Source organism: Serratia proteamaculans (genome assembly GCF_008830365.1).
GTDB lineage: Bacteria > Pseudomonadota > Gammaproteobacteria > Enterobacterales > Enterobacteriaceae > Serratia > Serratia proteamaculans.
Genome location: NZ_WBKI01000002.1, coordinates 198,448 through 213,254, shown reverse-complemented (window position 1 = coordinate 213,254; position 14,807 = coordinate 198,448). Strand labels below are relative to the sequence as shown.

Sequence of the window (14,807 nt, the reverse complement as noted above, 5' to 3'; positions counted from 1 at the left end):
TCAACGGGCGAGCTTGCATTGCGCCGAGCCACGGGGCCGGCATGTCGGGTTAATCGCATGATCCTCTGCCACCGCATCATTGCTCAAATTGTCACCGAAACTTCCCGCGATCTCTTATCCCCGTTATGGCATAATGCGCGCCAAATCACATTCCTAATGATATGAAGAGCGAGCGCTGTGTTAAGCACTAACAACATTACAATGTTGTTTCATATGTAAAAGGTAAGATGCTTATTTTTTAATATCTATATCTTATTATTTCAATGATTATTATTTAAATCGTCAATGAATTATAATGTTCTAAACATAAAGTTGAGTATATAGCATTGACTTTACTGCAAGGTATTGGTAAATACATTAGTTATCAAAACTTATGGAATGGCTATCTATAATGGACGATTTAGGAATATTTAGAATTAAATTTGCTTATTTTCATAGTTCTTGGGATCGTGAATCTGATTCTGTTCAAGTTTTAAAATCACAAGGGAGAAGAGTACTTCCTCACGAGTTCACTTCAGACATGGATGGATTTATTTTTTGCCCTGAATGTCACACACCAATATCTAGAAGGCCAAAAAACAAAGAGAAAATGAGAAATGGCAGAAATGCTAGTTTTGTACACCTCCCTTCTTTTAGACATATAGGATGTAATTTAAGAGTAAATAAAAGTACTGGCAGGAAATTTGAAACAGAGGAGGAAGCTAAAAAGGCAATTGCAGATGAACAATTGGCAATAATAAGTGGATTTATAATTGAACGTCCAGAGATTAAAGATATTAAAAAAGGAAAGTTCGAGCATTCTTTTATTGAAGATATTGATGGTGAAGTTAGCGATGTACCGATAAGCCGCCATACTGGCGAGTCATTTAAATTACCTAGCAAAATTACAACTGTATCTGGACTGTGCCGGAACTTTGATGATAACTACTACAAGTATTTTGTTTTTCCAGGAGACACTAATGCGAGACGACTGGACAGTATACTTGTAGATATAAATCTAGTTAATGAAATCTGTGATATTCCTAAGCTATATTTTGGAAAAATACAAAGTAGCTTTAGTGGCCCATGGGATCATTCAATCAGAATGACTAAGATTTCTTGGGAAATTTCAGGAGAGTACCTGGACTTTTACTTTAAACAGAATAATAAAGATTCAAAAGATCATGGGGTTAATGATAATTCACGAGGGAGAATTATCCTGATGTATGGGAAGGTGGAAAGAAATGGCCTTGGTCTATGTTTGAATAATGTGGGGTGGGGAGAGTTTTCACTATTGCCTGAAAAATATAACTATTTACTTGAATAGTTAACCCTATGTATTTTTTATTTGATTAAATAGTTTATTAAAAATATAGAGGGGATAATGAAATACATAGCATTTTTATATTACACAGTAGTGCCCCTTTAAATCCGGGGCATTGCTAGTTTTTTGTGATGTTTTTCAATATTTGTTTTCGATTAAAAAAATCTCTCTATTGTCAGAAATATAATCACAACGGCGGTTTATAAATATAGCGTATTCAGTATGTGAATACCTGACATCTATTGTCATCCCTTTCAATATGCTAGCATATTCAAACTCTTTTTTATAATCACCTTTTATTCGCCATATTATTGAACTTGTTTTATAAAGATGATAAAGTTTGCTGAAATCACCATATTTATAAAAAACTTGCCAAAGTATTTCATGGCATTGAGAAAATAGTCCGTCTATGCGTTGCATGAATAAATAGCTGTAAGACTCTACGACAGATGGTAATATATTACTGTGAAGAAACTCTTCTTCATCTGATTTTAAAATCCCTTTTGCTTTTATTAATAGCGCCCTTATTCTCGTATATGTATCTCTCTCTGTTTTTAAGACAGTATCTATGTATGCATCTTTATTACTTGGTAGTAAAGATGCCAGTTCTAAACTAATGTTATTTGCAGTGAGGGTTTGTTTGTTATTTCTGGCTAATTTTTCTATTCTCTTTAATTTCCTAATTAAAACATCACCCGTTGATTTTTTTGCAAGTATACTATCGGATAAAAACATATCACTTGAGTTGGCTGGTGAAATTTCTTTTAGTTTTTCAGCATATGTGTAAGCCGAATCATCTTTTTGGCTAGACAATGAAAGACTAAGTGTTGACAACATATTTCGATATAATAGTTTTTCATAGTTTTCATTTTTCTCAAAGTGGTCACAAATTGGATTTAGTATTTCTATAGCTTCTCCATGTGAACCGATCATTCGAAGACTCTCGCACAAATAATATGCAATTGTATCTTTTTTAGGTATTTCACTGTTCCTTATTGATTTATATATTTCTCTGGAGAACCCAACAAGCTCTTTAAAAAATGAACTGCTTTTTAAAAACATACAATAAGAGATAGCAGTGTTTACTATTTTGTTTATTTCTTCTTTATCATCTGTTTTAATAGTAACCAATAATAGAGAGTTTATGAGGATATGGCCATTCCCAGGTTGACAATCTTGATAGTTTAACATGTTTTTAGATGTAGGGTTTATTTTGACATTGGAAGATCTCCAATTATCCCCAAGAATAATATTTAATGATCTAATTGTTAATTTTTTTATTTCTTCTTTAGTCAAAAGTGAATGAATGTAGTCTTTTATGACTGGGTTTATCTTTAGAATGAAAATGGGGTTTCTATCTTTTTTCTCTATTGAGTAAACTAACCCCATATCGTTCAATCGAGTAAAGTCATTAAGAGAAAAATGATGATCATAGAAACTCCTTCTTACATTGTTGACTGATTCTCCACATTCTAGAATAGAAAATATTTTTAGAAGAGAGAATAGTTTTTTATTTTCATATCCTTCGGATATAGATAGTTCTTGTATCCTTACTAGGAGTGCGTTTGGAACATTTTCAATAATTAAATCTTCACTGAGTTCGATATAACCTTCATCCAAAACATCCTCAAAAGACATAATTGATTGATAACTTTTGAATTTGTCGAGTTTTGCAGGTAGACCTGATGTTATATTGAATAGACGATCGACTTTATCACCATTAAGTAGTAGGCTTGAATGATCTGTCTTTATATATTCATTAATTTCATCTAAACCAAGAGCATTTAACTCAACACAATTGCAACCAATATTTAAAGTATTGTTGGTGACAAATATTGCTTTTATTTTTTCCGGGAAATCTCCAATTAGTGATGTTATTTCACTTAAGTAAGAATTCAGGTCTGCATTTACTTTTTGTATGTTGTCAAAAATAACAACACTACCTTTCAATTCATCTGTTGCAAATAAAGTTGCTAAGTCAACACCGATATCATCTATTATTCTCTTATCAACTTCTTCTTTACTTTCCGCAGAGGATAAGTCAACGCGAAAAATACCCGATTCGCTATAACTGTCTTTTATGAATGATGCGATAAACCCAAGTTTACCGAATCCCCATCCAGTCTTTAATATAAATGATCCATTTTCTTCAAGGTATTTCATGGCTGAAATTTGCTCAGAAAAACGAATTAGTTCGTGGGAAGGGTCGTATGGTAAATTATAAACCTTCAAACTAACTATACTCGAGCGCTGCTTAGGATTATATATCTCCTCGAGACTTATTGTCTTGACTACACCCGAGTCATCTTTATTTTTATCAAGCTGCTCGGTTTCAAAATTTCCAAAACTTAAAATTTTGTTATAAACATCCTCAAAAAGACGATTGCAGTCGACATCTTTATAGGCATTGAATCTACCCTTTGCAATGGCTGGCTGAACAGTTTTTATTAATTTTGCATTGTTATGGTTAATATCACCATCAGTTTTTTCATAAAAAGCCCATCGAATGTCATAATTTCCCTTTACTTCATTGATTATTTCTTCCAATGAAAGTGTGAATATATCATCCCATCCACCGTATCCGACTATGTAAAGTTTTGACTTCTCTAATATGTTTTTTATTGTCGCCTTTACTTTTCCCCTAATAGCTAATAATTGGTTCGGTGTATGCATTGTATCACCTTCCCAAAAGCCATGTAGGTGAATTATATTGATTTGGTTTTCACTATAGGCGGTCACTGCTTCTATATTTGTATCATTGTCTACGACAGCACGTGAGACTACTCGATTACCTGTTTTAAGGGCCTCCTCTATCAAGGGGTCAAAGTTTGTAGTAATGATATTGTTTACTTTCAGTAATTTATTATTAACTAGTTGTGCAATGTCTAATATTGTTTTGGGAATCAACCATTCTCCGGAATCGATATCCCTGGCCTTCGAAATGGCTCTTTTTATTATCTCTTGGACATCATTTTGGTCACCTGTCGCTAATAAAAACTCGAAACTACTTTGATATGATTCCGACCCTTTTTTTTCTCCTACTTCGGCGTCGTACCCGAGATACATATTATTTTCATGGAGATACTCTCTTATTATTTCGATCACGCCATTGACATTTGGAACCCCCTTGCCATCGTTAGATATACTAATTGCTGAACCAAATAAGAATGAAACTTCCTTGTTTCTCCTAGAGTCATTCAATAATGATGTTACAAGATTATCATAGTTGTTAATTCTCATTGATTACCTTACTTTTAACCGAATTAGTATTTAAAATTTAATGGAGAAAATAACAATAACTAAAGTTATCTTATTGTTCTTTAGGGGGTTTCAAAAATATTGTGATGATTTCTTAATTGATGATTCTATCATAGCTTAATCAACCACCCTTGAAAAAGGCATCTTTTTATTCAGTTAGCAATTTACTTTTAATTGCTCACATATTTACACTAAGATTATAGTTAGATTACAACATACTTATCACATGTCAATCGGTTGTTATACTCGATATGCTAAATAATTTCGCTAAATAGTAGCCATATATAATAACACTAAGTTATTAATTAGGTGATCATTATTTCAACTTCATGGTACTGACTTAAGCGGTTTTGATATGGGAAACGTATAGTGCAAAGCCTAATAGTATTAGGCATCATGATTTATCAGTTACTTTCCAAGATTTTTTATAATGTTTTTTATTTCAATTAGTTATTATTTAATGTGATTGAGCTATATGAATGAAGTGATAGAGAACTACTTTATTTGCAATAAAGTATAATATCTTTTATTAATTATTTAAATTTTAACTATTGACTTTAAAGGAAAAGTTGATGGAGAGTCAATCCAAATCCATTTGCAATGACTCCAATCACCTCTAACGTCGGATTCCTAACCCCACGCTCAATCCCACTCACATAGGTACGGTCTAACCCGCATCTATCAGCGAACTCTTCCTGTGACCAGCCGCGCTCTTTACGTAACTCTCGAACACGTTGGCCAAATTTTATTTGAAGTTCATTTTTCATCTAACAAACATCATGTTTTGTTGCTTATCAGACCACGGACTATGAGTCACATTTTGTCTGTTAAAATGTGACTTATAGTCATCAATAAATTGTACGAAAAGAAATATTTTTGTTAATATTCATTATGTTAGTAATTGATGGGAGAGTGTGATAATGAAGACATGCATGTTGCCACTTTTAGTGGCATTCCCAGCAACAGTCTTGGCATGGGCGCCGGCAGACCCTTTCAAGTATCCTGACGAGTATACAAACCCTTATAACCAGAGTGAGCGGAGCAAAGCTGCCCCATACGAAATGGCTCTCTTCTACAACAACAATACAGATCAGTTCTCAATGGCATTCCGCGCTCTTCGTAGCGATCGGCTCATCAGATTTTCGAATGGGGATACGCCGAACAATGTGGAGATTTCTGGTTGCAAGAAAGAAATGAGAGGTTCCTTAGAGTATGGAATAGGGCTACCGAAACTAATGCTGAAAATTACAAGAAACCGCGAGCTGAAAACTCTTTTCCTTGACTGTGCAGATGTCTTCTTCCGTGTTTCAGATGGAAACAGTCAACAAACCTACAAACCAGTCGCGGGAGGTATAAGCCGGATGCAATGGAGAGACTTACACTATTTGTTAAATTCTCAGAGGTTGTGATTTATCTGTTTTTTGTAAATTGAAGAACGTTATTATAAGTTATATGAATGGTTTCCTGTGATTTATTTTTCACGTGAAAAATAATTACAACTGGGTACAGAAGTTAGGGGGCTCGGTTATTTGATATTTTTAAATGTCTACTGTCATTTATGCTGCGGTATGATAATTATAAAAACCATATAAAATAACAAGTTGTTTGGAGTTTTATAGGTTTTAAAAAATCATGTAATTAATGTGGTTATAATTTTTTATTTGCAATGTTTTTATTTGTGTGCTTAGGTTTGGTATAAGTCGAATAATTTTTGAATGCGGGTGGGATTTATGAAAAGGATTTTTATAGTTGCTACTTTGTTTTTTACTTCGTTATGTTCTCTCTATGGCTACGCAAATGAAAATCATTATGAAACCATAGAAACCAACTTATCCCGGGTTGGTTATTTTTCCTTAGGAATGAATGGCTTTGTTGGCAGGGTTAGTGAGGGAGAAGTTGCTGTAATAGACATCCTTAAAAGCAATAGTGCAACTGATATTTTTTTGAGAATAGCCAATAACCCCAAGGCAACGCCAGAAAGTAAACTTTATGCAGCTTGTGGATTGAAGCGACTAGGTAAACTAAATAATAATGACGTCAAATCCATTTTTGAAAAAGAGTGGAATGATGATGTTTCTGTATTGAAAGCAGATATTCTAAGAAAAGAAAAATTTAAACATTTATATGTTGGTATTTTAAATCATGGATGCATGTGAGTAAACTTACTGAATTACTCTATTGAAAAATACATGAAAAGGATATGTTCATGAAAGAGCTCATACTTGACGAGTTACATTCAATTTCTGGAGGGATGAATCTTGATGGTCACAGAGAATCAACAAATGTAATTGATCAGCGCGGGAGAGATATGGGGACGTACATTGATGCTAATGGAAAATGTTGGTCTCCTGGCACATCTTCAATTGATATGTACCCTAACGGGGGAGGTACATCTTGGGGAAGTGGCCCATGGCAACCTTCAAGTGGTAATAGCTTCTCTCTGGAAGATATTCTGAGTATTGGTTGGAGCAGATTCCAAAGAGACGTTTGGGGCTAATACTGCAGGACGATGACACAAACTAACTGCCTTAATTAAGGCAGTTAGTTTCACCGGTATCCCTCCGTCAGTCGGCAGGCTTGCATTGCACAACCCACGGGGCCGGCATGTCGGGTTAATCGCATGATCCTCTGCCACCGCATCATTGCTCAAATTGTCACCGAAACTTCCCGCGATCTCTTATCCCCGTTATGGCATAATGCGCGCCAAATCACATTCCTAATGATATGAAGAGCGAGCGCTGTGTTAAGCACTAACAACATTACTATGCAGTTTGGCAGTAAGCCGCTGTTTGAAAACATCTCTGTTAAATTTGGTGGCGGTAACCGCTATGGTTTGATCGGGGCCAACGGCTGCGGCAAATCCACCTTTATGAAAATCCTGGGCGGCGATCTGGTACCGAGCGGCGGCAACGTGTTCCTCGATCCGAACGAGCGTCTGGGTAAACTGCGTCAGGATCAGTTCGCTTTTGAACAATACAGCGTGCTGGACACCGTCATCATGGGCCACCATGAGCTGTGGGCAGTGAAGGAAGAGCGTGACCGTATTTACGCTATGGCCGAAATGAGCGAAGAAGACGGCTATAAAGTGGCCGATCTGGAAGTGGCTTACGGCGAGATGGACGGTTACACCGCCGAAGCACGTGCCGGCGAGCTGCTGCTCGGCGTAGGCATCCCGGTTGAACAGCATTATGGCCCGATGAGCGAAATCGCACCGGGCTTCAAACTGCGCGTGTTGCTGGCGCAGGCACTGTTCTCCGATCCAGAAATCCTGTTGCTCGATGAACCAACCAACAACCTGGACATCGATACCATTCGCTGGCTGGAGCAGGTGCTGAACGAGCGTAACAGCACCATGGTTATCATTTCGCACGACCGTCACTTCCTGAACATGGTCTGTACGCACATGGCGGATTTGGACTACGGCGAACTGCGCGTGTATCCGGGCAACTATGACGAATACATGACGGCGGCAACCCAGTCGCGTGAACGTCTGATGGCGGATAACGCCAAGAAAAAGGCACAGATTAACGAACTGCAGTCGTTCGTTAGCCGCTTCAGCGCCAACGCCTCCAAATCCAAACAGGCGACTTCACGTGCCCGCCAGATCGACAAAATCCAGCTGGAAGAAGTGAAGGCTTCAAGCCGTCAGAACCCGTTCATCCGTTTTGACCAGGACAAAAAACTGTTCCGTAACGCGTTGGAAGTGGAAGCACTGACCAAAGGCTTCGACAACGGTCCGTTGTTCAGCAAACTCAACCTGATGGTTGAAGTGGGCGAGAAAGTCGCGGTACTGGGCCCGAACGGTGTTGGTAAGTCGACCCTGCTGAAAGCGCTGGTTGGCGATGCTCAACCGGACAGCGGCAGCGTGAAATGGTCTGAAAACGCCAAGATCGGTTACTATGCTCAGGATCACGAATACGAATTCGATGACACCCTGACGGTATTCGACTGGATGAGCCAGTGGAAGCAGGAAAAAGATGACGAGCAGGCAGTTCGCAGCGTGCTGGGTCGTTTGCTGTTCAGCCAGGACGACATCAAGAAGAAAGTGAAGGTGTTGTCAGGGGGTGAGAAAGGCCGCATGTTATTCGGCAAGCTGATGATGCAGCGTCCTAACATCCTGATTATGGATGAACCAACCAACCACCTGGATATGGAATCCATCGAGTCGCTGAACATGGCGTTGGAAATGTATGAAGGCACCCTGATCTTCGTTTCCCACGACCGTGAGTTCGTTAGCTCGCTGGCGACCCGCGTACTGGAAATGACACCGACCAAGGTGATCGACTTTACCGGCAACTACGAAGACTATCTGCGTAGCCAGGGTATCGTCTAACTCTCTGGTAGGGGCGCGTTATACGCGCCCGCAAAGATAACCAGTGATAATTGCAGGCGGGAGCACTCCCGCCTTTTTTGTGTCTGTTATTCCCCGCCACAAACCTCGCACTGCGGATTTTTCGGCAGCTTCATTTCACGAAATTGCATCGTCATGGCATCAAACATCAGCAGTTTTCCGGTGAGCGGCTGGCCGTATTGTGTCAGCAGTTTGATGGCCTCCATGGCTTGCAGGGTGCCGATGGTGCCCACCAGCGGGGCCATTACACCGGCTTCGACACAGGTCAGGGCGTTGTCGCCGAATAACCGGCTCAGGCAACGGTAACAAGGTTCATCAGGCTGGTAGGTGAAAACGCTCAGCTGCCCCTCCATACGGATCGCCGCGCCGGACACCAGCGGTTTACGCTGCGCATGGCATAGGCGATTCAGCAGATCGCGCGTTGCCACGTTGTCGGTACAGTCCAGTACCAGATCGCAGGCGGCAATCTGTGCCGCCATCTGAGAGTCGTCCAACTGCCCGTCAACGGCGTCAATGTGGGTATGCGGATTGATGGCGCTCAGTTCGATACGCGCAGACTCCACTTTCGCCATGCCAATACGCGCGTCGCGGTGCAGGATCTGGCGTTGCAGGTTGGAGAGCGAAACGGTGTCGAAATCAACCAGCGTCAGGTGACCGACGCCCGCCGCAGCTAAATAGGGCGCGGCGGCGCAACCCAATCCGCCCAGGCCGACAATCAGTACCCGTGCGGCCTTCAGCTTTTCCTGACCGTCGAAGTCGAAGCCGCGCAGGATAATCTGGCGGTTATAGCGCAGCGCTTCGGCATCGGTTAATTCCGGCAGCATGTTCAGCTCCTCAGTAGGGCGTTGAAGGGCTCAATGTCCACCCTTTCACCCACAGCCACTGAGCCGCGATCGCGCTCCAGCACGATAAAGCAGTTGCCCTGGCTGAACGAGCTGAAGACGTGCGAGCCCTGATGACCGGTGCTGCTCACTTCCAACTCACCCTGGGCGTTGCTGGTAAATACGCCGCGCTGGAAATCGAGACGGCCCGGTGCTTTCTTCAAGGGGGTTAATGCGCGCGCTTGCAGACGCGGTGGCAACTGCCAGTCGCTGTAACCGGCCAGCTTTGCCAACAGCGGTTGCACCAGTTGGTAGAAGGTCAGGGCGGCGGAAACCGGGTTGCCCGGCAGGCCGCAGAACCAGGCGTGTTTCAGCTTGCCGAAGGCAAAAGGCTTACCCGGTTTGATCGCCAGCTTCCAGAAGCTGACTTCACCCAGTTCGTCCAGCATCTGCTTGGTGTAGTCGGCTTCACCGACCGAGACGCCACCGCTGCTGATCACCACGTCGGCCTGACTGTCCGCCTGCTCGAAAGCGGCGCGCAGCGCTTCTTGATTGTCGCGGATAATGCCCAGATCGATCACCTCGCAGCCCAGCTGTTCCAGCATCAGGCGCACCGCAAAGCGATTGGTATCGTAGATTTGACCTGCCTGCAGCGGTTGACCGACCGGTTGTAACTCGTCGCCGGTGGAGAACACGGCGACTTTCAGTTTGCGCATCACCTGGACTTCGGCGACGCCGAGCGAGGCCAGCAACGGCAACTGTGCCGCGCCCAACCTGACGCCAGCGGGTAACACCCCGGCACCCAGGCGAATATCTTCCCCCGCCAGACGGATATTTTGCCCGGCTTGCACTTCGGCCGTGAAGCGTACTCCGGCATCACTCACCTCGGCCTGCTCCTGCATGATCACCGCTTCGGCGCCGACAGGGATAGGGGCGCCGGTCATGATGCGCACGCAGGTGTTGGCTGGCCAGTCGCCGTTGAATGGTGCACCGGCAAAGGCTTTGCCCGCCACGGGCAGCGGGGCATTGGCCTGCAAATCGGCGAGGCGCACGGCGTAACCGTCCATCGCCGAATTGGCAAACGGAGGAACATCAATAGGGGAAATCACCGGTACGGCTGTAATACGGCCGGCGGCAGCGGTCAGGGCAATGGATTCGGTCTGCTGCAGGGGGGAGAGTTGGCTGAGCATCTTCTCCAGCGCCTGCTCCAGGGAAATGAGATCGGAAGTATGGCAATGATCCATTGAGAGAACTCCGTAATCAGGGTGCGCGAAATTTTCGGCAAAGTGGGGGTATTATGAAGGATGCTATGCTGAAGTAAACAACAGGAGACCGTGATGCACAGACAGGTATTAGACTTCTGGTTTGACGAGATCGAACCGGCAATGTGGTTCAAAAAGGATGATGAATTTGATCGCCTGCTGCATACCCGCTTTGGCCTGGTTTGGCAGGCCGCCGCTGCCGGTGAACTGGCGCACTGGCGAGAAACCATTGAGGGGCGATTGGCTGAGGTGATCGTGCTCGATCAGTTCAGCCGCAATCTGTTCCGTGGCACACCCGGTTCATTTGCCAGCGACTGTATGGCGCTGGTGTTGGCGCAGGAAGCGGTGCGCAGCGGGCAATGTGAACAGCTCAGTCGGGAGCAGCGGGGTTTTCTCTATTTGCCGTTTATGCACTCGGAGTCGGCGCTGATCCATCAGCAGGCGCTGGAGTTGTATACCGAACTGGATAATGGCGATCAGCTGGAGTTTGAATTGCGACATAAAGCTATTATTGACCGTTTTGGCCGTTACCCGCACCGTAATGCGATATTAGGCCGCGTCTCAACCCTGGAAGAAGAAGCATTTCTGTTGCTGCCGGGTTCCGGGTTCTAAATATTATCATCTGCGTTCAGCCTGCTGAAAAACAGCAGGTTGAACCTGTGACAGCTTAATATACAGAGATATCGGTTATTTCTCCGGATAATAGTTGTCTATCTGCCCAGTGCTTTTACCAAAAATCCCAACCGTTATTTACGGTGTTTCCTCTCCATTCTAACTGACTGTTTTTATTCCATTAAGCTATTTCAATGTGCGAAATAATCTAAGCGAACTACGCTAAATGCTGAGTAGTGACTTAATGCTTTACATAGAATGACGGGCTAAGTATAATAATTAATTAGCAGCCCGGGAACGGTGTGGGGTTGGCAGGTTTAACACAGGGTGTCAGGCAAATGAGCAAACCAGTGATTGCCATTCACGGCGGTGCGGGCGCAATTACCCGTACGGCGCTGAGTGCTGAAAAAGAACAAGAGTATATTCAGGCGTTATCCGGCATTGTCGCCGCAGGTCAGCAGATCCTCGCCCAGGGTGGCAGCGCATTGGATGCGGTGACTGAAGCGGTGCGGTTGCTGGAAGAGTGCCCGTTGTTCAATGCCGGTAAAGGCTCGGTGTTCACTCATCAGGGTACCCATGAACTGGATGCCTGCGTGATGGACGGACGCACCTGTGATGCCGGTGCCGTAGCGGGTGTCAGTCGGATACGCAATCCGATACTGGCTGCGCGTGCGGTGCTGGAAAGCAGCCAGCATGTGCTGTTCGCCGGCGAGGGCGCCGAAAAGTTTGCCATTGCCCACGGCCTGGAAATGGTCGCCCCTGACTTCTTCTTTACCCAATCACGTTTTGACCAACTGCACCGCGCTCAGGCAGAGCTGGGACGGGTGTTGCTCGATCACGACGGTGCCGAGCCGATCGACCCTGACAGTAAGTTTGGCACCGTGGGTGCGGTGGCGTTGGACGCCCTGGGTAATCTGGCAGCGGCCACCTCGACCGGTGGCATGACCAACAAACAGGCCGGTCGGGTCGGCGATACGCCAATAATCGGTGCTGGCTGTTACGCCAACAATGCCACGGTGGCGGTCTCCAGCACCGGCACCGGTGAAATATTCATGCGCGGCGTGGCTGCCTATGACGTTTCCGCGTTGATGGAATACGCCGGTCTCAGCCTGCAGCAGGCCAGCGACCGGATAGTGATGGAAAAACTGCTGGCGATGGGCGGTAGCGGTGGGATGATCGCCATCGACAGCCAAGGTAACGTGGCGCTGCCTTTTAACAGTGAAGGGATGTACCGCGGGTTTGGTTATGTCGGCGATGCGCCGTCCGTAGGGATTTATCGCTAACCGATCACCAGGAGGGTGCATGACCGATACCTTGATGCCACCCACGGCCGATGTTGGGCTATGGTTGCCGCCACAGCGCGTACTTTCAGTACGCGATCTCAGTATTCAGTTTCATCAACAGGGTGACACCCTGGATGCGGTGCGCAACCTGTCATTCGATATCGATCGCGGTGAAACGCTGGCGATCGTCGGCGAATCCGGCTCAGGCAAATCCGTCACCTCGCTGGCCTTGATGCGGCTGGTGGAACAGGGCGGTGGCAATATCGTCAGCGGTGCCATGCCCTTCCGTCGGCGCAACGGTGAGGTGCTTGATTTGGCCCGTGCCCGCCAGGGGACGCTGCGGACGGTACGCGGTGCCGATATGGCGATGATTTTTCAGGAGCCCATGACCTCACTGAATCCGGTATTCCCGGTGGGTGAGCAGATCGCCGAATCCCTGCGTCTGCATCAGGCGATGGATCATCGGGCTGCCAAACAAGCCGCCTTGCAGATGCTCGATCTGGTCCGCATTCCCGAAGCCAAAGATGTGCTTAACCGCTACCCGCATCAACTTTCTGGCGGCATGCGCCAGCGAGTGATGATCGCCATGGCGCTGTCTTGTAAACCGGCATTATTGATTGCCGACGAACCGACCACCGCGCTGGATGTCACTATTCAGGCGCAGATCCTGCAGCTCATCCGCGTGTTGCAGCAGGAAATGCAGATGGGGGTCATTTTCATCACCCACGACATGGGCGTGGTCGCGGAGATTGCCGACCGGGTCCTGGTGATGCGTCAGGGAGAACGGGTGGAGCAGGGACCGGTGCGCGAGCTGTTTGCCGCACCGCAACAGCCCTACACCCAGGCCTTGTTGGCAGCGGTACCGAAGCTGGGTTCGATGGCACAGCAAGATTTTCCGGCCAAATTTCCGTTGCCGAACGGTGCGGACAATGGCGAGCCACAAGATACCGTGCCGCCCGGTGCGGCGCCGATCCTGCGGGTGGAGAATTTGGTGACGCGCTTTGATCTGCGCAGCGGCATTCTGAACCGGGTCACCCGCCGGGTACACGCGGTGGAAAACGTCAGTTTCGATCTCTACCCCGGTGAAACCCTGGGGTTGGTAGGGGAGTCCGGCTGCGGCAAGTCCACCACCGGCCGATCCTTGCTGAAGCTGGTGGACAGCCAGCACGGCACCATTACCTTTGACGGTCGCCAGATCAATCAGTTGAAAGGCCCGGCGTTGCAGCATCTGCGGCGGGATATCCAGTTTATCTTCCAGGATCCTTATGCCTCGCTCGATCCGCGTCTGACCGTCGGTTTCTCGATTATGGAACCGCTGCTGGTGCATAACGTGGCACGCGGCAAGGCCGCACAAGAACGGGTCGATTGGCTGCTGGAGCGCGTCGGATTGAAACCTGAACACGCACGTCGCTACCCGCATGAATTCTCTGGCGGGCAACGACAGCGAGTCTGTATTGCGCGTGCGCTGGCACTCAACCCCAAAGTGGTGATCGCCGATGAATCGGTGTCGGCGCTCGATGTGTCGATTCAGGCGCAGATCGTCAACCTGCTGCTCGATTTGCAGCGTGAGTTTGGCATTGCCTTTTTGTTTATCTCGCATGATATGGCGGTGGTGGAGCGTATCAGCCATCGCGTTGCGGTGATGTATCTTGGACAGATCGTCGAAATTGGCCCGCGCCGTGCGGTGTTTGATAGCCCGCAGCACGCCTACACCCGCAAGCTGATGGCAGCAGTACCGGTGGCCGATCCGGCCCATACTCACCAACGTCAGCCGCTGCTGGTCGATGAAATTCCCAGCCCGATCCGCGCGCTGGGCGATGAACCCGTTACCGCACCGCTGGTGCAGGTTGGCCCCGGGCACTTTGTTGCCCGTCATCCGATCGCCGGTGCCTTTTAATGACCTCAGGAGATGCAAGT

General features: G+C 46.0%; 11 protein-coding genes. 7 read left to right on the top strand and 4 right to left on the bottom strand.

Annotation, left to right across the window (positions count from 1 at the left end):
• Positions 1 to 391: 391 nt before the first annotated feature.
• On the top strand, positions 392 to 1,306 hold the full coding sequence (locus F8R23_RS09930; RefSeq protein ID WP_151415581.1) for a hypothetical protein: 915 nt from the start codon (positions 392 to 394) through the stop codon (positions 1,304 to 1,306).
• Positions 1,307 to 1,441: 135 nt separating this feature from the next.
• On the opposite strand, the gene F8R23_RS09925 is transcribed toward F8R23_RS09930, so the two are convergent.
• Positions 1,442 to 4,543 (bottom strand): SIR2 family protein, encoded by a 3,102-nt coding sequence (locus tag F8R23_RS09925; RefSeq protein ID WP_151415580.1) that lies wholly within the window; start codon positions 4,541 to 4,543, stop codon positions 1,442 to 1,444.
• 575 nt (positions 4,544 to 5,118) lie between these two features.
• Positions 5,119 to 5,328, bottom strand: coding sequence for a helix-turn-helix domain-containing protein (locus F8R23_RS09920; RefSeq protein ID WP_151415579.1), 210 nt, complete (start codon positions 5,326 to 5,328; stop codon positions 5,119 to 5,121).
• Between the two features lie 963 nt (positions 5,329 to 6,291).
• Between F8R23_RS09920 and mchS3 the strand changes: the two genes are divergently transcribed.
• From mchS3 to F8R23_RS09905, 3 genes are all read left to right on the top strand, one after another.
• Positions 6,292 to 6,717 carry an MchS3 family protein gene (gene mchS3 / locus F8R23_RS09915; RefSeq protein ID WP_151415578.1) on the top strand — a complete coding sequence of 142 codons (426 nt, stop codon included), beginning with the start codon at positions 6,292 to 6,294 and terminating at the stop codon, positions 6,715 to 6,717.
• Positions 6,718 to 6,767: 50 nt separating this feature from the next.
• On the top strand, positions 6,768 to 7,058 hold the full coding sequence (locus F8R23_RS09910; protein ID WP_244953385.1) for a hypothetical protein: 291 nt from the start codon (positions 6,768 to 6,770) through the stop codon (positions 7,056 to 7,058).
• Positions 7,059 to 7,301: 243 nt separating this feature from the next.
• A complete protein-coding gene (locus F8R23_RS09905) occupies positions 7,302 to 8,894 on the top strand; it encodes an ABC-F family ATPase (protein WP_112348256.1) in 1,593 nt (530 codons plus the stop codon).
• 86 nt (positions 8,895 to 8,980) lie between these two features.
• Here F8R23_RS09905 and moeB read toward each other — a convergent pair whose 3' ends face one another.
• Together moeB and moeA are read right to left on the bottom strand one after the other, a co-directional pair.
• Complete coding sequence (moeB, locus tag F8R23_RS09900; RefSeq protein ID WP_112348257.1) at positions 8,981 to 9,736, bottom strand: molybdopterin-synthase adenylyltransferase MoeB; 756 nt, start codon at positions 9,734 to 9,736, stop codon at positions 8,981 to 8,983.
• 2 nt (positions 9,737 to 9,738) lie between these two features.
• A complete protein-coding gene (gene moeA / locus F8R23_RS09895; protein WP_129937376.1) occupies positions 9,739 to 10,977 on the bottom strand; it encodes a molybdopterin molybdotransferase MoeA in 1,239 nt (412 codons plus the stop codon).
• A 93-nt stretch (positions 10,978 to 11,070) separates the two neighbouring features.
• On the opposite strand from moeA, the gene F8R23_RS09890 reads away from it, so the two are divergent.
• From F8R23_RS09890 to F8R23_RS09880, 3 genes are all read left to right on the top strand, one after another.
• The gene (locus F8R23_RS09890) at positions 11,071 to 11,607 is read left to right on the top strand and encodes a DUF924 family protein (protein WP_151415577.1); all 537 of its coding nucleotides are present in this window, start codon (positions 11,071 to 11,073) and stop codon (positions 11,605 to 11,607) included.
• Between the two features lie 338 nt (positions 11,608 to 11,945).
• The gene (locus F8R23_RS09885; RefSeq protein WP_151415576.1) at positions 11,946 to 12,890 is read left to right on the top strand and encodes an isoaspartyl peptidase/L-asparaginase family protein; all 945 of its coding nucleotides are present in this window, start codon (positions 11,946 to 11,948) and stop codon (positions 12,888 to 12,890) included.
• A 19-nt stretch (positions 12,891 to 12,909) separates the two neighbouring features.
• Positions 12,910 to 14,787, top strand: a complete 1,878-nt coding sequence (locus F8R23_RS09880) for a dipeptide ABC transporter ATP-binding protein (protein ID WP_129937374.1) — start codon at positions 12,910 to 12,912, stop codon at positions 14,785 to 14,787.
• Positions 14,788 to 14,807: the final 20 nt, after the last annotated feature.

What these genes read in the sequence shown, in the direction of transcription:
- F8R23_RS09925 (WP_151415580.1), bottom strand. Translation starts at nt 4,543, where the DNA reads ATGAGAATTAACAACTATGATAATCTTGTAACATCATTATTGAATGAC.
- F8R23_RS09920 (WP_151415579.1), bottom strand. Translation starts at nt 5,328, where the DNA reads ATGAAAAATGAACTTCAAATAAAATTTGGCCAACGTGTTCGAGAGTTA.
- mchS3 (WP_151415578.1), top strand. Translation starts at nt 6,292, where the DNA reads ATGAAAAGGATTTTTATAGTTGCTACTTTGTTTTTTACTTCGTTATGT.
- F8R23_RS09880 (WP_129937374.1), top strand. Translation starts at nt 12,910, where the DNA reads ATGACCGATACCTTGATGCCACCCACGGCCGATGTTGGGCTATGGTTG.
- moeA (WP_129937376.1), bottom strand. Translation starts at nt 10,977, where the DNA reads ATGGATCATTGCCATACTTCCGATCTCATTTCCCTGGAGCAGGCGCTG.
- moeB (WP_112348257.1), bottom strand. Translation starts at nt 9,736, where the DNA reads ATGCTGCCGGAATTAACCGATGCCGAAGCGCTGCGCTATAACCGCCAG.
- F8R23_RS09910 (WP_244953385.1), top strand. Translation starts at nt 6,768, where the DNA reads ATGAAAGAGCTCATACTTGACGAGTTACATTCAATTTCTGGAGGGATG.
- F8R23_RS09885 (WP_151415576.1), top strand. Translation starts at nt 11,946, where the DNA reads ATGAGCAAACCAGTGATTGCCATTCACGGCGGTGCGGGCGCAATTACC.
- F8R23_RS09930 (WP_151415581.1), top strand. Translation starts at nt 392, where the DNA reads ATGGACGATTTAGGAATATTTAGAATTAAATTTGCTTATTTTCATAGT.
- F8R23_RS09890 (WP_151415577.1), top strand. Translation starts at nt 11,071, where the DNA reads ATGCACAGACAGGTATTAGACTTCTGGTTTGACGAGATCGAACCGGCA.